This is a genomic window from Levilactobacillus suantsaiihabitans, assembly GCF_004745505.1.
GTDB lineage: Bacteria > Bacillota > Bacilli > Lactobacillales > Lactobacillaceae > Levilactobacillus > Levilactobacillus suantsaiihabitans.
Map to the genome: position 1 here is coordinate 19,411 of NZ_RKLX01000018.1, position 21,129 is coordinate 40,539.

Annotated in this window: 19 protein-coding genes; 2 read left to right on the top strand and 17 right to left on the bottom strand. The window is 52.4% G+C overall.

From position 1 onward, the window contains the following. Positions 1 to 5: 5 nt before the first annotated feature. The 17 genes from EGT51_RS09895 to EGT51_RS09975 all read right to left on the bottom strand — a co-directional run bounded on the left by EGT51_RS09895 (position 6) and on the right by EGT51_RS09975 (position 19,513). Positions 6 to 482, bottom strand: coding sequence for a hypothetical protein (locus tag EGT51_RS09895; protein WP_135368548.1), 477 nt, complete (start codon positions 480 to 482; stop codon positions 6 to 8). Positions 483 to 1,440: 958 nt separating this feature from the next. Then, on the bottom strand, positions 1,441 to 3,075 hold the full coding sequence (locus EGT51_RS09900; protein WP_225428714.1) for an ArnT family glycosyltransferase: 1,635 nt from the start codon (positions 3,073 to 3,075) through the stop codon (positions 1,441 to 1,443). Positions 3,076 to 3,164: 89 nt separating this feature from the next. Then, on the bottom strand, positions 3,165 to 3,767 hold the full coding sequence (locus EGT51_RS09905; RefSeq protein WP_135368550.1) for a hypothetical protein: 603 nt from the start codon (positions 3,765 to 3,767) through the stop codon (positions 3,165 to 3,167). 1,022 nt (positions 3,768 to 4,789) lie between these two features. Beyond that, a complete protein-coding gene (locus EGT51_RS09910) occupies positions 4,790 to 5,515 on the bottom strand; it encodes a DUF1129 domain-containing protein (RefSeq protein WP_135368551.1) in 726 nt (241 codons plus the stop codon). A gap of 17 nt (positions 5,516 to 5,532) precedes the next feature. Further along, positions 5,533 to 6,633 carry a redox-regulated ATPase YchF gene (ychF, locus tag EGT51_RS09915; RefSeq protein WP_135368552.1) on the bottom strand — a complete coding sequence of 367 codons (1,101 nt, stop codon included), beginning with the start codon at positions 6,631 to 6,633 and terminating at the stop codon, positions 5,533 to 5,535. A gap of 5 nt (positions 6,634 to 6,638) precedes the next feature. Continuing rightward, positions 6,639 to 6,842, bottom strand: coding sequence for a DUF951 domain-containing protein (locus EGT51_RS09920; RefSeq protein WP_011668841.1), 204 nt, complete (start codon positions 6,840 to 6,842; stop codon positions 6,639 to 6,641). Between the two features lie 20 nt (positions 6,843 to 6,862). Beyond that, the gene (locus tag EGT51_RS09925) at positions 6,863 to 7,747 is read right to left on the bottom strand and encodes a ParB/RepB/Spo0J family partition protein (RefSeq protein WP_135368553.1); all 885 of its coding nucleotides are present in this window, start codon (positions 7,745 to 7,747) and stop codon (positions 6,863 to 6,865) included. Further along, a complete protein-coding gene (locus EGT51_RS09930) occupies positions 7,737 to 8,504 on the bottom strand; it encodes a ParA family protein (protein ID WP_135368554.1) in 768 nt (255 codons plus the stop codon). The genes EGT51_RS09925 and EGT51_RS09930 overlap by 11 nt, the downstream gene beginning before the upstream one ends. Before the next feature lie 14 nt (positions 8,505 to 8,518). Further along, positions 8,519 to 9,352 (bottom strand): nucleoid occlusion protein, encoded by an 834-nt coding sequence (gene noc / locus EGT51_RS09935; RefSeq protein WP_135368555.1) that lies wholly within the window; start codon positions 9,350 to 9,352, stop codon positions 8,519 to 8,521. A gap of 19 nt (positions 9,353 to 9,371) precedes the next feature. Continuing rightward, positions 9,372 to 10,100 carry a 16S rRNA (guanine(527)-N(7))-methyltransferase RsmG gene (rsmG, locus tag EGT51_RS09940; RefSeq protein ID WP_135368556.1) on the bottom strand — a complete coding sequence of 243 codons (729 nt, stop codon included), beginning with the start codon at positions 10,098 to 10,100 and terminating at the stop codon, positions 9,372 to 9,374. A 667-nt stretch (positions 10,101 to 10,767) separates the two neighbouring features. Then, positions 10,768 to 11,649: a metallophosphoesterase family protein gene (locus tag EGT51_RS09945; protein ID WP_135368557.1), complete on the bottom strand. Its 882-nt coding sequence runs from the start codon at positions 11,647 to 11,649 to the stop codon at positions 10,768 to 10,770. 542 nt (positions 11,650 to 12,191) lie between these two features. Beyond that, entirely contained in the window at positions 12,192 to 13,106 is a 915-nt protein-coding gene (rihC, locus tag EGT51_RS09950) for a ribonucleoside hydrolase RihC (protein WP_135368558.1), read from the bottom strand. 82 nt (positions 13,107 to 13,188) lie between these two features. Then, positions 13,189 to 14,502, bottom strand: coding sequence for an NCS2 family permease (locus EGT51_RS09955; RefSeq protein WP_135368559.1), 1,314 nt, complete (start codon positions 14,500 to 14,502; stop codon positions 13,189 to 13,191). A gap of 229 nt (positions 14,503 to 14,731) precedes the next feature. After that, complete coding sequence (locus tag EGT51_RS09960; RefSeq protein WP_135368560.1) at positions 14,732 to 15,991, bottom strand: NupC/NupG family nucleoside CNT transporter; 1,260 nt, start codon at positions 15,989 to 15,991, stop codon at positions 14,732 to 14,734. Positions 15,992 to 16,277: 286 nt separating this feature from the next. Then, complete coding sequence (locus tag EGT51_RS09965) at positions 16,278 to 17,102, bottom strand: alkaline phosphatase family protein (protein WP_135368561.1); 825 nt, start codon at positions 17,100 to 17,102, stop codon at positions 16,278 to 16,280. Positions 17,103 to 18,349: 1,247 nt separating this feature from the next. Beyond that, positions 18,350 to 18,994, bottom strand: a complete 645-nt coding sequence (locus EGT51_RS09970) for an SDR family oxidoreductase (protein ID WP_135368562.1) — start codon at positions 18,992 to 18,994, stop codon at positions 18,350 to 18,352. 252 nt (positions 18,995 to 19,246) lie between these two features. Continuing rightward, positions 19,247 to 19,513, bottom strand: coding sequence for a hypothetical protein (locus tag EGT51_RS09975; RefSeq protein WP_135368563.1), 267 nt, complete (start codon positions 19,511 to 19,513; stop codon positions 19,247 to 19,249). Positions 19,514 to 20,014: 501 nt separating this feature from the next. Here EGT51_RS09975 and EGT51_RS09980 point away from each other — a divergent pair. Both EGT51_RS09980 and EGT51_RS09985 read left to right on the top strand, forming a co-directional pair. Next, a complete protein-coding gene (locus EGT51_RS09980) occupies positions 20,015 to 20,611 on the top strand; it encodes a hypothetical protein (protein ID WP_135368564.1) in 597 nt (198 codons plus the stop codon). A gap of 123 nt (positions 20,612 to 20,734) precedes the next feature. Continuing rightward, positions 20,735 to 20,992 carry a hypothetical protein gene (locus tag EGT51_RS09985; RefSeq protein ID WP_135368565.1) on the top strand — a complete coding sequence of 86 codons (258 nt, stop codon included), beginning with the start codon at positions 20,735 to 20,737 and terminating at the stop codon, positions 20,990 to 20,992. The last annotated feature ends 137 nt before the right edge of the window (positions 20,993 to 21,129 follow it).

Here is a 21,129-nt window from a genome sequence, read left to right on the forward strand (position 1 = left end):
ATTGCTTACTTCTTGATGGTAACATTGACCGTGTAAGTCTTGTAGCCCTTCTTGGTAACAGTCATCTTGAACTTCTTACCCTTGTTGAGCTTCTTGGCTTGCTTCTTGCTGAACTTAACCGTCTTCTTGCCGGCCTTCTTGACAGAGACTTTCTTGACAGACTTGTTCTTGCTGTTCTTGAAGTTGATCTTGGAGCCCTTCATGGCCTTCTTGAGGTAGACCTTACGTGCGTTTTTCTTGTACTTCTTGCTTAACTTAACACGCTTTGACTTCTTGACCGTCTTCTTAACAGCTTTCTTGGCTTTCTTAGTAGTCTTCTTAACAGCTTTCTTGGAGCTGCTGGAAGCAACAACACTGCTAGAAACCCCGCTACCACTAGTGGCAGTTGCACTGCTACCAGCAGCGTTAGCAGTCGTGGCAATAACCCCGGCAAAGGTCAAGGCAGCCAGTAAACTTAAGACGTAACCAAATACTTTCTTCATGAAAAATACCCTCCCAGATATGTAATTCTAATAAAACTATCAAATAATTTTATTACTAAATAATCGTAGTTCTTTCCCTCACATTCGTCAAGGGGCATTTTCAGTAATAGTGACAATTGTTGTAAGCGTTAGCTGATAGGTCGTTAAAAGGACGGCCGTGGTGGTACACGGACCGTCCTTAGCTGTTGTGATTCAACTGCTTTTCCCCTGTAAGGTGGCTGAAAATTGGTTGAGATACATTGTGGACACTGGCCGCCTGCCGTTGCGCACCAGCTACCCTGGAACGCGGTGGGCGGACGGGTCGAGCCAAAGGGCGGTCTCGACACCTCGCTTTGAGCCGATGGCCCGCGTCTCAAAGACGCCATTCTTCTAACCGGCTAACACCGCTAAGAAGAATCCCACGGCTGAGCGGTAGCTGGTGCTCCACTCTCGGCTACAGGACAGCGGTTCAGCCACACTGACTTAGCCCGTGCCACCATAACTTGGGCAATCAGCGTGCGCGGACTCTGAGACCGACGTTTCTACCAGGCCTTCCAGCAAGCTGGCAAACCTCTTCTCAGATCGGAAAGGTGCCTTCAGTACCAGGCAACACGCAAGCTGAGGGCTATCAGACACGCTGCATTGACTCGGCTAATGGATTAGCTAACGGCTACCCAGGGTTTACTGACTAGCACTCCGGTAGCCGAGAGTCCGCCAAATATGGGTTCAGCCGTGGGAGTTGTCTTAGTGGCACGGTTCTCGCCACTTAGACAACTGGCGTCTTTGAGACGCGACTTCCGGCTCAAAGCGAGGCCGAGACCGCCTTTCAGGCTCGGTCCGGTCCGCCCACCGCGTTCCAACCCATATTTGGCGGACGGTAAGGCGGCCAACTTCTCGTCCACCCTAGCGCCAACAGGCAGTCGGTTCCGCTTATCAGCCTTAATGCTCGCCGACTAACCGCCTGTTGGCCCACTCTTTTTCACTTTCGCTCAAACAACCAATAAGTCACGTTCACGCCTTCAAACACTTGGGTGTGGCGGCCGACCGGCACGTAATTGCGGTACAACACGTGGGCCAGCTTGCTGGTGCCGGGGTTCAGGTTGCCGCTGGTGATGCGACCGCTACCGCCCTGCCATTGCCGGACGGTCTTGCCGGCTGGCGTATTGAGCACGACCCATTCGACCTTGTGCTGGCGAATCTGGTCGACCTGCGAGCGCAAAATCTGCGGGTCGGCACTTTGGGCGATGTTGTAGTTTTGGAAGTAATAGCTGGTCGGGACGGCGCCCGAGGCGGTGTAGAAGCCCATGTCGATCGACCCGTAATTTAACAGCGTCAGTGGCAGGCCACTTGCCCGCATGTAATTGCCGAAGTCGACTTGGGCGGGCTGTTGCGGCCGGCTGGTATTTTCCTCGGTGATGGCCTCGTTGTTGGGAAAGACCTTGGAGTTGGTCACGTTGTTGTTGACGCCGAGGACCAGGAACCAGCTGATGACCAGCGCCGCTAAGACCACGAAGCTATCATCCCCAGCCGGTACGCTCAGCCGCCGAAACAGCAACCGGCAGCCCAGGACGAACGGCAACACGAAGCCGGCAAAATAAATCAATTCATAATACTGATAAACGGCGCCCGCCTGATAGCCATACAGCGCCAACATGTCACTGCCCAGCGTGGCGAGTAAATACAGGCCGCGGGTGAAGTTGTGCTGGAACACGCCGGGCCAAAAGGTCACGACCAGCGTGCCCACCACGCCCAGCACGAAGAACAGCACGTTGCTCAGGTAGAATTGCGAGACCAACGCCATCGACTGGATCAGGTTGGCGAAGAAGGCCACCGAAGACGTCAAGTAGACCTTGGTGTTGAAGAGAATGTAGACGTTGACGAAGGCCCCCAGACTCTTGGTCGCCAGAAAGTAAATCAGCCACGGTACCGTCGTCACGGCAAACCCCAAGGCACTCCAACCGACCAATTGACCGAGCGCGCGCCACTGGCGTTTGACCAGCCGATACCCCATCAAGACCAGGTAGAACACGATCCACGCGCCCAGCAAGGTGTATTTCGACAAGAAGACGACGCCGACCAGCGCCCCTTGGGCCACGTACCACCAGTGACTGACGGTCAAGTGCCGCCGGTCGAGCAGGACAATCAGGTAAATCAATGACAGTAAAAATGGCAACGTGAAAAATTCCACCGTATCGCCGTAGTCGTAATACGGGTGATACAAGAACAGCGCCGGCGACAACAGCCCCGTCAACAGGGCCGGCAGCTCACGGGTGTTGAATACCTTGGCAATCTGGTAGACCAAAAACATGGCCGCCACCAACGTCGCAATTTCATACAGAAAAATCAGCGTGAAACTGCGGGGACTCACCAGGTAGGCCAGCCCGTGGAGGAAGTACACGAAGGGGCCCTTCTGTTCAAAAATATCTTTATACGGAACGATGCCGTGCATCATGGCCTTGCCGACCGTGAAGAAGGCGTTGTTGTCCGGCGACGTGTCAAAATAGTAGGCCGGGGAGGTGTATGAACAAAACGTCATGATAAACGCCCCGACAATCGTGAAGAGTCCGAGCACCTGAAGATTGCGTCGATGTAGGATTAATTTAATGCGTTCCAAAATGGTTGCCCCTCCCCATTAGTTTGCTTAACAATCAATCTGACCCCATAAGAAAAGACGCGGTCACCCGCGCCTCTTCCTTTACAATTCTACTTGTACAACTTAACGGTTAAATCAAAAGCCCGGTAACCCTTGGCCTTGATGCGGATGGTGAAGGACTTAGCGCCCTTGGCCAACTTCTTAGCTTCCTTCTTGGTCAAACGAATATCGAAGCGGCCATTCTTCTTGACCGTGAACTTCTTGACTAACTTCCCCTTCTTGGTCAAAACGGAAACCCGTTCGTCCTTGCGACCCTTGTCGAGGTAAACGACACGCGCGTACTTGCGGTAGTGCTTACGTAACTTGGCCCGCTTGGATTTAGCCAGGACTTTATCCTTGGCTGGCTTTTGCGGCTTTTGTGGCTTGTGCGTGGTGGCCGATGAGCTGTTGGCAGCCGATTCACTGCTGCTCATGGCGTTGCTAGAGCTGGTCCCGGTCATGTCGATGACACTGGAACTAGCCGCACCGGAATCCGCACCGGCGCCAGTGTCCGTGCCGCCCCGGGGAACGACTAAGCCGCTGTCAGCGCCACTGCCTGAACTGCCGCTCGCTGCATCTGCACTACTCCCATCGGCGTTGGCTGTCGTCGCAATTGCGCCGGCAAAGGTTAACGTCGCCACTAAACCTAAGACATACCCAAAGATTTTTTTCATAAAAAATCCTCCCCGAAAAATGAAATTTTTTTCGTCGAGTCACACACTACCTCGACTACTCGTGAGCATCATAATTCCAGAGACGCCCTGGGTCAAGAATGGGGTTTTCACTTTCAGCGCCATTTATGAAAGTGCGACCGTAAACGGCGTCAGGCCTTAAGTTTCGGCCGTTTCCGCCACCCGTTGACTCCCTAGGCCTCACCAAAATGCCCCCCCTGACCAACTGGCCACAACGGATCAAAAATCGCCGTTAAAAACTTTTTTCGCTTTGATTAATTGGCAAACTAAGTGACCGTCCCCCAAGTATTTTTGCTTGCAAACCAAAACGAACCGGCAGTCCCCGCTAAGTGCTAGGGAGTGCCGGTTCGTTTGTTTGATTTCATTGCAATAACTGTAGTTGGTGGCCATCCGCCTGCCGTTGCACCACTCTCGGTGATGGTAGGCGCTGATGGCTAACCACCGCGTTCTCCCACACCATCAGCATAGCGGCCGAACAAGACTGCCAGGTCGTGTGCCAACCTGCCGGAGGAGGCCAGGGATGGCACCAGCTGTGGCGCTGATGTTGGCGCATTCCAGTAGCTTACCCAAGGCACCGACCACTAGATTCGCGATGGCTCGGGCTTAACCCATGTTGCTGGACAATCGTCCCGTAAGCCGAGAGTGGAGCAGACGCTGATAACTAACCACATGCCCTCACGCTGTCAGCATAGCAGTCAAGCAAGACTATCAGATTGTGTGCCAACCCACCGTGTTCCAGTAGCTTACCCAAGGGTAGCGACCACTAGATTCGCGGTGGCTAGGGCTTAACTAGCGTTGCTGGACAATCGTCCTGTAAGCCGAGAGTGGCGGGGCAGATGCCCTCAGCCGTGGGATAACCCTTAGCGGCGGTTTGGGCCGGTTAGGGTTATGGCGTCTTTGAGACCGCTTCTCAGGCTCGGAACGTCCGCCCGCCGCGTTCCAGGGCATCTGCCCCGCCACGGTAAGGCGACCAGCCCAATCAATCTCGTCAGCAACCTAGCAGTTTACCCGAAGAAGCCACCGCGGATCTTGTAGGTCCGGCGTAACCAGAACATCAAGGCGATCGATACGACGCCGAGGATGATGCTTGGCCATGGCATCAGGACTGGGTTGATGACGCTCGGCAGCATTTGGGCTGCGTAGAACAGGATCATCCAGACCAGGAACCCGAGCAAAACGAACAGGGCCCGAATCCACCCGTTGTATTTATGCTTGACCTTCGGATCGAACAGCCGTGGCATGATCGGTAGGATGAACCCGGCGACCAAAGCACTGATGGTGATGGCCGTGATCCCCACGGGTTGACTGCTGGTCATCAACTTGGGACTGAAGAGGTACATGATCCCAAACATCAAGTTGAAGATCATAAAGAACGTCAGCGCGTTGTAGATCATGTTAGGCCAGTAGTTGGGGCCGCCAATGACGGGCGCATCGGTCACGGGTCCTTCGACCACGTACTTGACGCGCGCGTCGATGTCACCGTAGAGGTTCTTGGCCGTCTTCCCACTCTTTTGGCCGTCGACCAGTTCGTTGACCATGTCTTGGACGGCCTTAGCCTTCTTTTCTGGCGCCAACTTGGTCTTGTCGAGCGCTCTGTTAAAGCGGAACATGTAGTCCGCGTTACGTTTGGTCAGCCCGACATTGTCGAAGGCTGCCCGTTCACTGGAAGCCACGTTGTTGCGGTCCTGGTGAACACCCGCATTCCGCGGCGTTTGCTTGTTATCACTCATTTATCGTTGTTTCCCTTCTAAACGTTGAACCGGAATTCGACGATGTCGCCGTCTTCCATCACGTAGTCTTTCCCTTCGACCCGCAGCTTGCCGGCTTCCTTCACGGCCGCTTCGGTCTTGTATTGGTCTAAATCATCAAAGGCCATGACTTCAGCCCGGATAAAGCCGCGTTCGAAATCGGAATGGATGATCCCAGCGGCTTGGGGTGCCTTGGTGCCGGTCTTAAATGTCCAGGCGCGGGTTTCCTTGCCCCCGGCCGTGAAGAACGTCTGCAGGCCCAAGAGGTGGTATGAGGCCCGGATCAAGCGGTTCAACCCTGGTTCCTCGACCCCTTCAGCTTCCAGGAAGTCTTGCTTTTCGTCATCGTCCAATTGGGCGATTTCTTCTTCAGCTTCGGCGGCCACGGCAATGGCTTCGGCGCCTTCCTTAGCGGCGTAGTCCTTGATGACGCCAAAGTACTTGGAGTCTTCTGGATCGGCCATGTCGTCTTCGGCGATGTTGGCCACGTACAAGACGGGCTTGGAGGTCAGGAGGAACAAGCCCTTCACGATCTTCATTTCGTCTTCGTCAAAGGCAATCGTCCGCACGGCCCCGCCGGCTTCGAGGACGGGCTTGATCTTTTGTAAGACGGCCAATTCGGCCTTGGCTTCCTTGTCGCTGCCCTTGGCTGCGCGTTCGACCTTGGCTAAACGCTTGTCAACGGCGGCTAAATCGGACAGACCGAGTTCCAGGTTGATGGTTTCGATATCATCGATGGGGTCGATCTTCCCGGAGACGTGGGTGATGTTGTCGTCGTCAAAGGCCCGAACGACGTGCACGATGGCGTCTACTTGGCGAATGTTTTCGAGGAATTGGTTCCCGAGACCTTCACCCTTGCTGGCACCCTTAACGATCCCGGCGATATCGGTAAATTCAAACGTCGTCGGTACCACTTTTTTGGCTGGAATTAGTTCTTGAATGCGGTCTAACCGGCTGTCTGGGACTTCTACCATACCGACGTTCGGGTCGATCGTGGCGAATGGGTAGTTGGCCATTTCGGCCCCAGCCTTCGTAATCGCGTTAAATAACGTGGACTTCCCAACGTTTGGTAGCCCAACGATCCCTGCAGTTAATGACATAACAATTATTCACTCTTTCCATTATTGGCGTCGGCCTTGACCAGCACCTTTTTTAGCTTCTTCTCAAATTCGCGGCGTGATAGCATGACCACGTGGCCGCAATTGGTACACTTAATCTTAATATCCGCGCCCATCCGGGTAATTTCCCAGCGGTTGGTGCCGCAAGGATGGGGCTTTTTCATTTCGACCAAATCACCTAAATCATACATGGCGTTCCCTCCAATGTTGGCTAATCCAAGTGGATGTCTAACAGGTCTAAAATGCGGTTCAAATCATCGTTGGACAGGTACTCGATCTCGATGTGGCCTTGATGGTCCTTGTTGGCCGTCTCGTTGATGGAGACCTGCGTGCCAAAGCGTTCTTGGAGTTGGTTTTCCGTCGAACGCAAGAATGGCGACTTCTTTTTGGCCGGCTTCTTGGCTGACTTCTTGGCCGCGCCGTTGAGCTTGTTGACCTCGGCTTCGACGGTCCGCACCGTCATCCCCTCGGCCACTGCCTTCTTGGCTAAGGCCACCAACTTGGTCTTATCCTTCAAGGACAGCAACGTCCGGGCCTGGCCCATCGACAGCTCGTTGTGCTGCAACATGTCTTTGACGGCCTTGGGTAGCCCGAGCAAACGCAGGTAGTTGGCAATGTACGGCCGACTCTTCCCCAACCGTTCGGAGACTTGGGCCTGCGTCAAGGTGAGCTTGGTCATCAAGGTGTCGTAGGCTTCGGCTTCTTCCAGTGGGGTCAGGTCTTCGCGCTGGAGGTTTTCCAACACCGCGATCTCCATCATCTGTTCTTCGGTCACATCGCGAATGATACCCGGAATCGTGGTCTTGCCGGCCAATTTGGACGCCCGGAAGCGCCGTTCGCCCGCCAAGATCTCGTAGCGTTCCATCTTCTTATCGGGTTGCCGGACGATGATGGGTTGGAACACGCCGGTCTTTTCAATCGACGCGGCCAAATCATCGAGGCCCTTCTTGTCGAACTTCTGCCGTGGCTGATACGGGTTGGGCCGAATGTCAGCCAACGTCAGATCAACGACGGTTTCTTCGGCGGTATCCACGCCATTTTCCGCAAACAGCGCGTCAATTCCCCGTCCTAAACTTTTCTCTTTCTTACTTGCCATGGGCAGCTAGCACTTCCTTTGCGAGTTCAGAGTAAACTTCCGCACCTTTGGATTTCGGCGCGTAATCAATGATTGGCATCCCGTGACTCGGGGCCTCCGCTAACTGAACGTTGCGCGGAATAATCGTGGCATAGACCTTGTTTTGGAAATACTTCTTCACTTCTTCATTGACCTGCTTCCCCAGATTGGTCCGGGCATCGTACAGGGTCAAGAGGACCCCTTCGATCTTCAGGTCACGGTTGAAGTGCTTTTGCACCAACTTGACCGTGTTCAACAGCTGCGTCAACCCTTCCAGCGCATAGTATTCGCTTTGCACGGGAATCAAAATGGAATCGGCGGCCGTGAACGCGTTGATGGTCAGCAACCCTAACGACGGCGGGCAATCGATCAAAATGTAATCGTATTGGTCCCGGACCTCGTCCAAGGCGGCCTTCAAGCGCGTCTCGCGGGCCATCATCGGGGTCAACTCGATTTCGGCCCCAGAAAGCTGAATGGTCGCCGGCACGATGTCTAAGCCCGGGTGTTCGGTGTGTAAAATGGCATCTTGAATCGGCGTTTCGTTGACCAACACATCATAGATCTCTTGGTCGATGGTCGCCTTTTGGACGCCGACGCCACTCGTCGCGTTACCCTGCGCATCGGTATCGACTAACAAGACCTGCTTGCCATCGGTCGCTAACGCCGCGCCCAGGTTCACGCCGGTCGTGGTCTTACCCACGCCACCCTTCTGATTGGCTAATGCAATAATGTAACCCATATGTCGTTTCACCTCTAGCTTTCTTTGGGAATATCAATAATAATGCGGTAACCGTCCGCGGTTTCTTCTTCTTTGGTGGTGAGCGTCATCCCGGCATCGCTGACCATCTTCACCGATTGGCGAATGGTGTTGACGGCCACGCGGGTATCGCCGGACACGCTGTGTTTGGTGACCTTACGCCGTCGTTTCTTCGGCCGCTGGTGCTTGGCGATCAGCGCTTCGGTCTCTTTGACGGTCAGCTGGTCGGCAAGTACCGTTTGTAGCATGGTCACTTGATCCGCATCGGCCAAGGCCAACAACGCGCGCCCGTGCCGTTCCGAAATCTGGCGGTTCAAAATGGCCGTCCGCACAGGTTCAGCCAACTTCAGCAGCCGCAGCTTGTTGGCCACGAACCCTTGGCTCTTGCCGATACCTTCCGCCAATTGGGCCTGCGTCAGGTGATTGAGGTCCATCAACTTCTGGTAGGCGTGGGCTTCTTCCACGGCCGACAATTCCTCACGTTGGAGGTTTTCGATCAGCGCCATGGAAGCCGTCTCGTCGTCATCCATCTTCTCTAAGATGGCGGGCACGGTGTCCCATTTGAGACTGGAAACGGCCCGGAACCGCCGCTCACCCGCGATGATCTCGTAGTGATCGGCCTCATACTCCCGCAACACGATGGGCTGCAAGAGGCCGTGTTCTTGAATCGTCTGAGCCAACTCGGCAATCGCCGTCTGGTCAAACCGTTGCCGTGGTTGGAACCGGTTCGGAATGATCTGGGCGACCGGAATCATCACCACGTTTTGCTTCACGGGATGGGCCGGACGTGTGGCCTTCTCCCGGTTATTTCCAAATAATGAAAATGGCAATTATCTTACCCCCATCCCATTAATCTTCTAACGGTTCCCGGTTGGGTGTCCCGGCCTTCCGTGGGTAGCGCTTCGGTGTGTGCTTGACCTTGTCGATGACCACGATGTGGCGTGGGTCATTGGACTGCGGCAGGTTGAACGCGTAATCGGCGTTCACCTGACCACCCAGCGTCGTGATGGCCGTTTGACTGACGGCCAACTCGTTAGCCGTTTGGGCCGCCTTCAAGGCGACGAACTGACCACCGACCTTGACTAATGGCAGGCACAGTTCACTGAGAACGGACATCCGGGCCACCGCACGAGCCGTGACCAAATCAAAGCCCTCACGGTACTCGGCCCGTTTATTGCCAAATTCCTCGGCCCGGGCGTGATGGAACGCCACGCCGGTCAAATTCAACTTGGCTGCCAGCTCATTTAAAAACGTGATCCGCTTGTTCAGGGAATCCACGATGGTCACCTGAAGCTGCGGGAAGACGATCTTCAACGGCAATGACGGGAAACCAGCCCCGGCCCCCACGTCACACAACGTGAGCGGTGCCGTCCGCATTGCGGGCACGTAAAAAGCGGGGGTCAACGAGTCGTAAAAATGCTTCAGGTAGACTTCGGGCTCCGCCGTAATGGTCGTTAAATTCACGTGTTCGTTCGTGGCAACCAAGAACTGATAGTAGTCAGCAAATTGTTGCTGCTGTGTTGCGTTTAATTCGATGCCTTGCGCCGACAGCGCGGCACGAAATTCTTCAGGATTCATGCAATATCTCCCTGTTCAGTTCTTTGTGAAACACAATTGTTTCACGTTTGAGTATACTTTACCTTACTTACGGACGAAACGCAACCGAACTGATACGCCCAATTGCCCCTCGCCCTAGCGTCGTTTCCTATTATACCGAAAATCGCCGTCACATGAAACGTCTATCGGGAAACATTCCGGGATTGTTGGCGGGGTGATGAGCTGGTCTTTAGTGGCTGCTGGAGATTGGGCTGGCCGCCTTACCGTTACGTGAAACTCTGGGCTGGAACGCTGGGGAAGGGCCGCCCCGAGCCTGATGGAGCGGTCTCGGAGCTTGCTTTGAGCCGAAGCCCACGTCTCAAATGGCCTCATAGCCGAAACGTGCGCCAACAGCCTGCTGGTTCAGCCCAGTCAACATTGCCGCGACGGATGGTAGCCATTTCTGTGGTTGATAGATGAGTAGTTTATCTAATGGTTAGTTAAAGCCCCCATCTCGCAACTGGTTCATGGAATCTAAAACCACCGCAATTGCTAATTAGAATATGGACAATCAATTATCACCAATTCATGCTGACTCATCGGAGACAACCAGGGCTGGCATGAACCTCTAGCACAGCGGCCATCTCGGCAGACAGTAAAACAGACACGTCCTCGTTGAACTCACGTTGAGGCGTGTCTGGTGTTTGGTTTAGATTAAAGGTAACCCATTACTGGTCCTGCGCTGGGGACTCAGCCGCGGACGGTGCTTGGCGAAACCCGTGTTGCCGACCGTGATTATGTCGATCACCGGTTGGCCCAGCAACAGCGGGTGGTTGGTGACGCTGGCCATCCCCCGCTGAATCGTGATGACGTTATAGCTAGTCGCGTCGTGGACCTCGTGGTGGTGCGGGTCTTGGCAGTCAATGTAGGTCGACGCCGAGGCCACCGTTGTCACCGGAATCGTGGTATCGACCAGGTAGCTGGCCCCAAAGTGGAGGTGGCCCGTGAAGATGCCGCCGATGTTGTGCCCGTGTAAAATGGCCAGCAGTTCCCGATTATTTTGCAACAAGGCGTAGCGCATCCCCCGTAGTGCCGGTGCGTCCAGCGGATGGTGAAGGAATAAGAAGGCCCGGCGTCGTGGGGCGAGGTGCAGATTTTTATTCAACCAGTCCAGTTGCTTGAGGTCCAGCCACCCGGCCTCCTTGTGGGCCTCCCACTTGGAATCCAGGAAGTAAAAGTCCATATTCTGGTAGACCTGCTTATAAGCATAGTACGGTTGGTGCGGTTCTTCTAAGTAGCCGACGTTAAAGGCTTCCCGGTCGTCCTGGTCGCCGAGAATCACCTGAATTGGTGCATGAAGTCGGGCTCCCTGCTGCTGCAAGTATTGGCGCAGCTGTGTATAGTCCTGGCTGGTCCCATCCGTGAGCAAGTCCCCGCTAATCACGATCAGGTCCGGCGCAATCTGCCGGTCTAACACGTCATCAAAAATACGCTGTAACTTCACGGCAGGCGGTAATTGCTGATGGTACTGCGGCTCCCGCCCTGCCGATAATTGTGGATCAGATAAATGAACGATTGTGAATTTATTCATACCCCCGTGGCCCCCATCAAAAGTAAGTCGCAACCACCGGGACACCACCCGGTAACAGTCCCCGACTATCACTAAGTTAGGTCTAGCATACCGGATTGATGTAAATGTTTGATGTCAGACCTGTCAACATCTTGTAAAATTTTCGCCACCGCTGAGCAAAGTCAGCCATTGGTTTACTGACCGAAAAAATACCACGGTAAGGGGTCGGCTTCCGTGGTATTTTAGCGAATGAATCAATTAAGGCCGCTTGGGTTTCCGGACAAAGAACAGCATCGGTAGCCACGTGACAATCAACAGGAGCAGTGTATCCGTATCCATGGCAGACATGCAATCATCCTCTTTCCCTGATTTTCTTCAGCATACCAGAGTGATGTATCGTTTCTGTATGGAATACCTACACATTTGTGTAAAATTTTTCATGCGCCTAAGCCTACCGCGTTCCAGCCCCTATTGGGCGAGCTGTAGGCGGCCAATTCCCGCAATTTTGGCCAAAAGAAAAGAGACCCCCAACCAAACGGCGGGCGTCTCTTCAATTTTACGAACTAGTTCTTAATGGCACGAACTTCTTCGAGGAACCACTTGTTGAAGGCTTCAGCGTCGATATCCGTAGATACCTTAGCGTTGGTCTTGCCATCGTGGTAAGCCCCGCGGATGTCGCCGACCGTTTCCCCAATAGCTGGGCCATCGGTAACGACGTCGATCCACATATCTTCGGTCTTGATAGCTTCTGGGTGCAAGAGGTAGAAGATGGTGTTCACATCATGCATGGCAATCCCCTTGTCACTGTTGTCACCATCGTTGACGATGATGTCATGCAGCATCTTCCCAGTTTCGCTGATCTTTGGCAGTTCTTCGATGCTTTCGTGGGTCAAGAGCGCCTTCATGGTGATGTCCAAACCAACCATGACAATCGGAATCCCTGACTTGTAAACGATTGCGGCAGCGTCTGGGTCGGTGAAGACGTTAAATTCGGCGGCACTGGTCATGTTCCCTTTGCCCAGGGCACCACCCATGGCAACGATCCGGTCGATGTGGCTCTTCACTTCTGGGTATTCGGAGAAGAGCAGTGCAATGTTGGTGTATGAACCGGTTGGCACCAAGGTGATGGGGTCTGGACTAGCCATGATTTCATCATGTAAGGCTTCAACGGCCGTCTTGTGTAATGGCTTTGGTAAGTCGGTTGGGAATTCGTAACCTGGCATCCCGGAAGCCCCGTGAATCCGAGCGGCATCTTCAAAGTCCTTGAACAATGGTTGTTCAGCACCAGCAGCGACTGGAATGTCTTGGTTGAAGAAACGCACGATCTTCAAGGCGTTGATGGTGGTCTTGTCGACCGTCACGTTACCAGCAACCGTCGTGATCAGCTTCAAGTCGATCTTCGGGTCGTTGATGGCCATGGTCAAGGCCGCTGCATCGTCAATACCTGGGTCAGTATCCATAAGAATTTTAATTGTCATGATAAATATCCTCCTAAATGAATTCGTTTTCGTTTAGCCGCGGGGCGGACCCGCCGCCAGTAAAACTCACTGTGACATTTTGCTAGAGCATTGCACTGAAGATGAGGTCTAGCAAGAATAACACGCCTAACAAGTAGACGGGCCAGGAAAGTTCTTTGCCCTTTCCTAACGCCAATTTCATAACTGGGTAGCACACGAAACCAAAGGCTAACCCAGTGGAGATACTGTTGGTGAACGGAATCAGCACAATGATCAGAAAGGCTGGGAACCATTCAGAGAAGTCGGCCATCTTGATGCCGCCGATGGCTGCCATCATCAACGCCCCAGTGATAATGATCACGGGCGCAATGGCAGCGGACGGCACGTAGGCCAACAAGGGCACGAAGATGAGGGACAGCGCAAACAGGACGGCGGCAGTCAATGCCATGATCCCGGTCCGGCCCCCACTCTCAATGCCGGAAGCACTTTCGGCGGCAGCCACGGTCGGACTCGTGCCCAGGAAACTGGACAGAAAAGTCGTCACGGAGCTGCCCTCGAACGTCTTCTTGAACTTCTTGTGGTTGGGCAACAACCCTTGCAGCAGTCCCATGGACTCGAAGACCAGAATCATGGTCATCGAGAAGGCGGCTAGGATAAAGGGCGTGCTCAACCAGTGACTGAAGTCGTTTTGGAAGACGATTTTGTGGTACTGCCCTAACCGCGCCAAATCAACGGTTGGGGTGTCAGCGTCCTTCACACCGCAGAAGAAGGCCAGCAGGCTGGTGGCGATGATGGCGATAAAGAAGTTCCCCTTGATCTTGCGAATGTACAAGATGAGGCTGAGGACCAGGCCAAACAAAGCCAGTAACGGCGTGGGTTTGGTCAAATCCCCCAACACAATCAACGAGGACTTCCCGGCCACGATCAGACCCGCCTTTTCCAGGCCAATTTCGACCAAGAAGAGCCCAATGCCGGCGGTGATCCCACTCTTCAGCGAATCCGGTATGGCTTCGGAGAGAATCGTGGAGATCTTGGTGAAGGCGATTAACATGTAAATGAAACTAGCGACCGCAGCGATCCCTAAAGCTTCTTGCCAACTCAACCCCATGTTCACGACAATTGTGTACGTGAAGAAGGCGTTGACCCCCATCCCCGGGGTAAGGATGACTGGTGCGTTGGCCCACAGGCCCATGATCAGACACCCAATCACCGACGAGAAGATGGTGGCAAAGACGCTGAGGTCGGTCGGAATGCCCGCATCCTTTAAAATCAGCGGGTTGACAATGATGATGTACGAGATGGCGAAAAAGCCAGTCACACCAGCAATCAGTTCGTTGCGGACGACATCCTTATGCCGCAGGGCTTCGCGTAACGTTAAGTTATTGGCGATATCAACCTGCGATTGTTGCTTACTCATAAAAATCCCTATCTTTCGGTACGTCAGTTCGCGACATACAGACTTCCCGGGCTTTGCAACCGGATGGTCTCACGCACCCGGCTGGGTTTCACTCCCCGATTGGGAGAGGTCGGCACCCGTTTCGGACTGGCCAGGTTGATTCCCGTCAGTCGTAAGTGACACAGATAGCCCAGGAACAGAAGCCCCCGGGCTATCGCGTCAGCCCCATACGTGATGAGGCGTTATTTTTTTACCAAACGAACAGACCAACAATTCCGGCTGATAGCAAGGAAACCAGGATCCCGGAAAGTAACATGTAACCAACGTTCTTAGAAATAAGTTCGTTGTTTTCACGGTCAACGATCCCCTTGAAACAACCGATAATCATCCCAGTAGTTGAGAAGTTAGCGAATGAAGTCAAGAAGACAGTTAAGATGGCCCGGTAGTGATCGGAGAAGGCACCCGTGTTAATGGTTGAAGCAATCTTACCCATAACAACGAATTCGTTCGTAACCAACTTAGTCCCCATGTATTGGGCGAATTGGAAGGCGTCTGAGACGTTCAGACCCATTAACCATGCAAATGGGAACATGATGATCCCTAAGATGTGTTCCAAGGATAACCATGGGTTGAATAAACCAAGTAACTTATCGATCAAGGCAGCTAAGGCAACGAAAGCGATAACGTTAGCGGCAATGATCAAGATCAGACGGCCGGCACCCAAGATAGAGTCACCCAAGAAGGAGAAGAAGGCTTCCTTCTTGCCATCGTCTTCAACGTCGCCTTCTTCAGCGGCAGCAGTGTTGGACCCACCGATTTTGGCGATGGTATCTTCTTCTGGGGCCACTTCAACAGGGTTCAACATGTTGGTAACAATGATGGCGTTCAAGATGTTAATTGGAACGGCCGTCAAAACAAATTGACCTGGAACCATTTGGGTATATGCACCCAGAATGGAGGCAGTGATACATGACATGGACATCATGGCAAGGGTCAAGTTACGTTCCTTACGCATGCTCTTTAATTGTAATTGAGAAACGGCTAAGGCTTCAGTGTTCCCTAAGAACATCATTTCAACAGAGAAGAAAGATTCGAACTTAGGTTGACCGGTGATGTAGGAAAGGCCACGCCCAACCCACTTGATGATCCAAGGCAATACCCCGATGTAAGTCAAGATATCGAACATTGGCACAACTAATAAGATTGGCAGCAATGAACTGGTAACGAAGTTCATTGACTTGGCCGTCCCACCGAATTCTGGGGTAACCCAGTTAGGTAAGGCGAAGACAATCCCTTGGTAGGCCACTTGGACTAACCAGTTGAACCCATCGGCAGCACCCTTAACGATGTCTTGCCCGATGGAGAAACTCGTGAAGAACCAAGCCAGAACCAAGTTAAGCACTAACACGATCCCAGTGGACTTCCAGTTGATTTTTTTCTTGTTCTTGGAGAACAGGAATGCGATTGCGAGGTAAACAATTACCCCTAAAATATTGACTGCGACTAGCATTGGTCAAAATACCTCTTTCCGATATTATTCTTTGATGTATGGACGTTTGCCATACAAAAGTTGACACGATGTGGCTGCAGAAATTATGTAACGCATAACTTCTGTTACGAACGAACGATAACTCCCGTCGCAACAGCTGGATTTCAGTTAGGGACCATTAAATGGTGAAATTAACGGTGAATAATATCTGATACTGTGATGCCTAACTGACCTTTGCAACCCAACTGTTGTGCAGCGGAGCTTGGTACCCCCTCACCTCCCTTCAAGGTTCGTGCGATTTGAATTTTTATTGCGTAATCTCATTTAAAAAACTATGTCCGGCCGTGTGACTAGCCAAACCGAAATTCTCTAGGACCGTGGCGCCCACGTCGGCAAGCGTCCGCCGAATCCCCAGTGCGTGAACACTGGGCCGCGACGGCGAGTACGCCAACAGGGGCAAATACTCGCGGGTCGGGGTGGTGTCGCTAGCCGGATCATCGGCGTGCGTCGCCGTGACCAGCAACAAGTCGTTGGCTTCCAAGTCATGTTGGAACTGGGCCAAGTACTTGTCAGCGGCCACCAGCGCCTCACCAAAGGCTTGGCTATCCTGCTGCTCGCCAGCGAACCGGAAGTCCGGTAACATCACGTAGGTGAGTCCGGACGCCTTTTGGTTCAGCTGTTCAAAGAGAATGCGAAACGCATCTTGGTTGCTGCCAACCTGGTGGCGTTGGGCCGCGCTTTGCGTTTGCAGGTAGCTTTGAAATGGCCCTGCCAATGTCACGGCGTACCCGGCTAAGGGCAACGTCGTAAAGACGGTCTGCGTGCTGTTGACCCCGGCATAATCCCACATCTCGCGGAGCCCCGTGGCCCGGCGATTTCCTTGAGCCTGCACGTGCAGGCGGCCAAAGAAGCCGACCGGATGATCAACGGGTGCGATGCCGACAAGTTGGTGGTCAACCCGAATATTTCCGAGTCCCAGCCGTTGTAATGTTGGGAGGTTTAGTTTACCCATCCAACTAACCGCGACGTGGCCTAGCGTGTCAGCGCCGACCGATTGAAAGCGGTTTGCGTCGGGGGCTTCCCCCAATCCCAAGCCGGCAAAATCAATCACAAATATGCGATGAAAGGCCACTGTTTCTCACTCCTTAGGTCAACCCTTGGTCAGAAGTCCCCCAAGGATTTTTTCGGTCTAGTAATAATATACCTTTTCCCAAGCGCCCTGTAAATGGTCGATTTAAGAAAATCGTATAAAGGCTATTTCCGAACATTATGACACTTAATTACTCACGGGAACCGGTCTATTCGGGGGCTAACCGAACGACCGGCTGTTTTTGCTAAAAGGATTTACCTTTAACATTTTCCCTAATTTTCAAAGAACAAAAAGAAGCTACGCCGCCCGCCTCTATGTGGAGGGCGACACTAAGTTGCCAAGTGATATCTGTATAACTAAAACCGTAAAATCTGAGGTAACCGAACTTCCCGAGCTTTCAAACATAAAAAACGGGCTTCAAGTTGGGTGTTAATCAATCACTTGAAGTCCGCTAACTCTCGGAAAGGAGGTTGTGATTACTAAATTTCCGTTTCGTAATCATTGTAATTCTTGATCGCCTCATAACTAAAATTCTCGTCGAGCGGCCGCAGCCAATCAAATCAATTTTTGGATTAGTTTCTGGCTGCCGTTTCAACGTCTTACCAGTGGAACTTAATTCCCTCATTACTAACACAAGACACGCTTTAACGATTCTTCTTGAAATCCTTGCATGACCCTTGTTGCCGTAACATCCGAGCTCTAGCTACTACCTGGAACTGTTTACAAGTCTTCAAACATCTACGCTTAACTTACAAGCATTAAGTTTCAAACCCTATTCAATTTTCAGTGGAACATTCGTGAAACCAAAACCTGGATCTGCCAGAGTTCGTTAGAAGGTTTACCGGAGTTGTCATCTATCTTTCAGTATCTTGGAGCTAATTCTTAAAACCTGACTCACGTCAAAACGGAAATCGGTTTCTTGGAACTTGGTACTTAAAGCATCTGGAACATCACAACTCTTAATTCCTTTCCGCACCATCATAGTATCATAGGCTGTAAGCGTTTGCAACAAAAACACCCGATTTTTTGTTCATTTCCGAACAAATTAGCCGAAAAAAATACCGTTGACCGCAGCCAACAGTATTTCCGCAACGTATGAATCAATTCCCGGCAAAATCCATGGGTTCTTGTTTGGAGGAAAAGTTTCACAGAATGAGCTTAGCAAATTGATTCCTAATTTAAAATGTTACACGGTCGTGCGGAGCTCTTCTCAACGCACACTTTAGTTATACCGCGAAATGACGTGGATTGCACCTTTTTTGAATCGCAATTTTTCAATGATGAACTGGTTACTTGACCCAAGCGGGTTTGTCGCCGTCCGTGTTGGGCTTGTTAACGCCTAAGGATTCGCGGATGGCCTTCGTTGGGGCCGCCACCAATTTGGCAACCAACGCTGCGATACTCTTGCGTGAAACCTCGGTGCCCTTGAATGGTTCGCCCTTTTGCGTCGTCTCGTAGGCCACTTCATTTTTGTTGGAGAGCCAAGCGGGCCGTACGATGGTGTAATCCAGGTCGGAATCCTCGATGACCTTGGCCGCCGCCGCGTACGTCTGCAGGTAGCCGCCGTCTAACATCTGGTGATTCCACTGGCCAAATGCGCCCGGTACCTCGTCGTAAATGCCCAGCGTGGAGATCCAGATCAAGCGTTTCAGCCCACTGGCGTCCATGGCCGCCACCACGGCCTTGGCCTCGTCTTCGATGTTACTGCCGGCTAGGTTAGCGTAAACCACATCGATGCCCGCCATGGCAGCGGTCAAGTCGGCCTCGTTGGCCGCGTCGCCGTCGACCACCTTGACCCGGTCACTGGCGGCATCCGCTAAGCGTTGACTGTTGCGCAGAAATAGCGTGAGGTGGTTGTTCTGGTCGGCCAGCAATTGGGTCGTGGCCAGTCTAGCAATCTTTCCGTTCGCACCTAAAACTAATACATTTGTCATCTGAAGAACCCCTTTTCATTTTTGTTTACGGTTATACTGTAATACTCATAGTTACATTTAGCAAGTCAAAGGGCTTGAACTTTTTCTGGCAACATTGGTTTAGCTGGCCGCCTTGCCGTTCACTAAATATGGCTTGGAACGCGGTGGGCGGCCAACTCACACCCAAGTTGCCGAAAAAAGCCCACAAAAAAAGACCATGGCTAGCCGCCATAGTCTCGCAGATTGCGTTTATTTTCGCTAACTGATAGACGCTTAGATCAACATCAACGTAACACCGTTGATGGGCGTCAGGCTGTCGCCCAAGTCGCCGAAGACCAGTTCTTTCTTGAAAACTGGTTGGTCTAATTCAGTTAAGTTCGTGTTCTTAATGGTCAGATGATAACGGCCATGCCGATCGCGCTTTAATTCATAGTTCACGAATTCTTGTTCAGGGGCGTAGTCAGCGAAACGAACGGCGTAAACGCCCAGCTGATGCGAAATAACCAGCCGAATTCCGTTTTCATCTCTAAAGATATGCAAAATGTGTTCACTCCTATATTGATTAGAACTTCAGCTGCCGCAAGGATGACAAACAAAAAGGAAGAGCCGCCACCGCGTCCCCTCCCTCGATATCGACATTCGCTCAATCAAAGATTTTGGAAACCCGCCGCGACTTATTTCGACAACCACGGTCGTTAAACCAATGATCAACCGCCATGCGCACAGTGATGTTAGCCTGGCCAAACCACGTCCAGCTTGGTATCACCAGATAATTCCTCTATGTATCTTGATTGTACCATACTTACCTTGAAAAGATTAGCTTCCTGCGAAATATCCTGGCGACGGGTGTTGGGTGGGCGGTTTCGGCTTACGCTACTAGGATTAGCCGATATGAACATTTTAATAATTGGCCCCAAATCAGCTAATAATCACGGCTAATTTCGGTCGTGCCCTTGCCAGTCCTGGCTTAAAATGCTTCAATGATTAATAACAACGTCGTTTAATGATTAATCCCAACGATGGGCAGATGGAGGCTCTGAAATGGCAAATACGAAAAATAGTCAGGCTGCTAAGATTCGGCAGCAAATTATCGCGTGGCTGCAAGATGACCAGCAAGCAGAGGTGGTGTCAGCGGAGAAATTCCCGGGGATCCGGGGGATTCGGGCCGTTAAGCTACGGCAAATGCTGGGCGACCTCGGCTACAAGTCGTCCGTGGTCATGGGCGCCATCTCGGCCGCACCATCGATTGACGAACGCATCAAGAAGGCCGCTGTGAAGCCGCGCGAGGTTTATTATTATTTTGATGCTGGCGAAACGGATTCAGCCGCCACATCCTCAGTCGCTGCGACCCCCGCTACGGCGGCCAGCCCTGCCGTGACGGTGGCCCCAACGACGGCCCGGTTTAGTCAACCGGCCCCCGGCCTCGCTGGCACGCCAGCCTTCGCCCAGGTCGTGACCACCAATCAACACCTGAGCCAAGCTATCGATGACTTGTTGGCTGCCGCCGAACGACAACGCCCCCTCAGTGATTTGGAACTGAACTTCTTGACCGACTTTGCCGCGCAGGTCGCTAAGCAAGGCGAACTATTGCAAAACTTTGCCACCCAATCCAAGATCGACCATTTGCGCCGCGGTTAGGCAAGTCACCTAAGGGTTTCCCCCAGTATTTGCGCAAATCCCACCGTTTTGTCGGAAAGTTCTTGACTTTTAGTCATCCAACCCTTACTCTGTTATAAATTACTTTTATGGGGGACGACGCCAATGGCTTTACATGAAGACAATCGCGTATTTTGCGAAAAAACGGAACTCTTTTCCGACGCTTTCTACGGTACGATTACCAAGATCTACGAACATTCCGCACTGGTGAAGGTTGAACCTGACCAACTCTCCAAGAAGGAAACTGACAAAATCGATTCCTTCGGCGACCTCGTCGTGATTCGGCTGAGCGAATTACAACTGGTCGACGCAGCGGGCAAGCCACTCAAGGAACCGGCTGAAGAATTAGAAGCAGCTGAATAAATACGGTGAAGACTGGGACTGATCCCGGTCTTTTTTGTTTGGGAGTGGGAAAAAAGGCGATTAGCCGGCGAGCAGTAAGGCTGATACCCGAAGAATCCTGGTCTCGGATTGTTGGGTTATCAGTTTTAAGCGATCCT

Coding starts and splice junctions, on each gene's coding strand:
- EGT51_RS09895 (WP_135368548.1), bottom strand. CDS start 482: ATGAAGAAAGTATTTGGTTACGTCTTAAGTTTACTGGCTGCCTTGACC.
- EGT51_RS09905 (WP_135368550.1), bottom strand. CDS start 3,767: ATGAAAAAAATCTTTGGGTATGTCTTAGGTTTAGTGGCGACGTTAACC.
- EGT51_RS09910 (WP_135368551.1), bottom strand. CDS start 5,515: ATGAGTGATAACAAGCAAACGCCGCGGAATGCGGGTGTTCACCAGGAC.
- ychF (WP_135368552.1), bottom strand. CDS start 6,633: ATGTCATTAACTGCAGGGATCGTTGGGCTACCAAACGTTGGGAAGTCC.
- EGT51_RS09920 (WP_011668841.1), bottom strand. CDS start 6,842: ATGTATGATTTAGGTGATTTGGTCGAAATGAAAAAGCCCCATCCTTGC.
- EGT51_RS09925 (WP_135368553.1), bottom strand. CDS start 7,747: ATGGCAAGTAAGAAAGAGAAAAGTTTAGGACGGGGAATTGACGCGCTG.
- EGT51_RS09930 (WP_135368554.1), bottom strand. CDS start 8,504: ATGGGTTACATTATTGCATTAGCCAATCAGAAGGGTGGCGTGGGTAAG.
- rsmG (WP_135368556.1), bottom strand. CDS start 10,100: ATGAATCCTGAAGAATTTCGTGCCGCGCTGTCGGCGCAAGGCATCGAA.
- EGT51_RS09945 (WP_135368557.1), bottom strand. CDS start 11,649: ATGAATAAATTCACAATCGTTCATTTATCTGATCCACAATTATCGGCA.
- rihC (WP_135368558.1), bottom strand. CDS start 13,106: ATGACAATTAAAATTCTTATGGATACTGACCCAGGTATTGACGATGCA.
- EGT51_RS09955 (WP_135368559.1), bottom strand. CDS start 14,502: ATGAGTAAGCAACAATCGCAGGTTGATATCGCCAATAACTTAACGTTA.
- EGT51_RS09960 (WP_135368560.1), bottom strand. CDS start 15,991: ATGCTAGTCGCAGTCAATATTTTAGGGGTAATTGTTTACCTCGCAATC.
- EGT51_RS09970 (WP_135368562.1), bottom strand. CDS start 18,994: ATGACAAATGTATTAGTTTTAGGTGCGAACGGAAAGATTGCTAGACTG.
- EGT51_RS09980 (WP_135368564.1), top strand. CDS start 20,015: ATGGCAAATACGAAAAATAGTCAGGCTGCTAAGATTCGGCAGCAAATT.
- EGT51_RS09985 (WP_135368565.1), top strand. CDS start 20,735: ATGGCTTTACATGAAGACAATCGCGTATTTTGCGAAAAAACGGAACTC.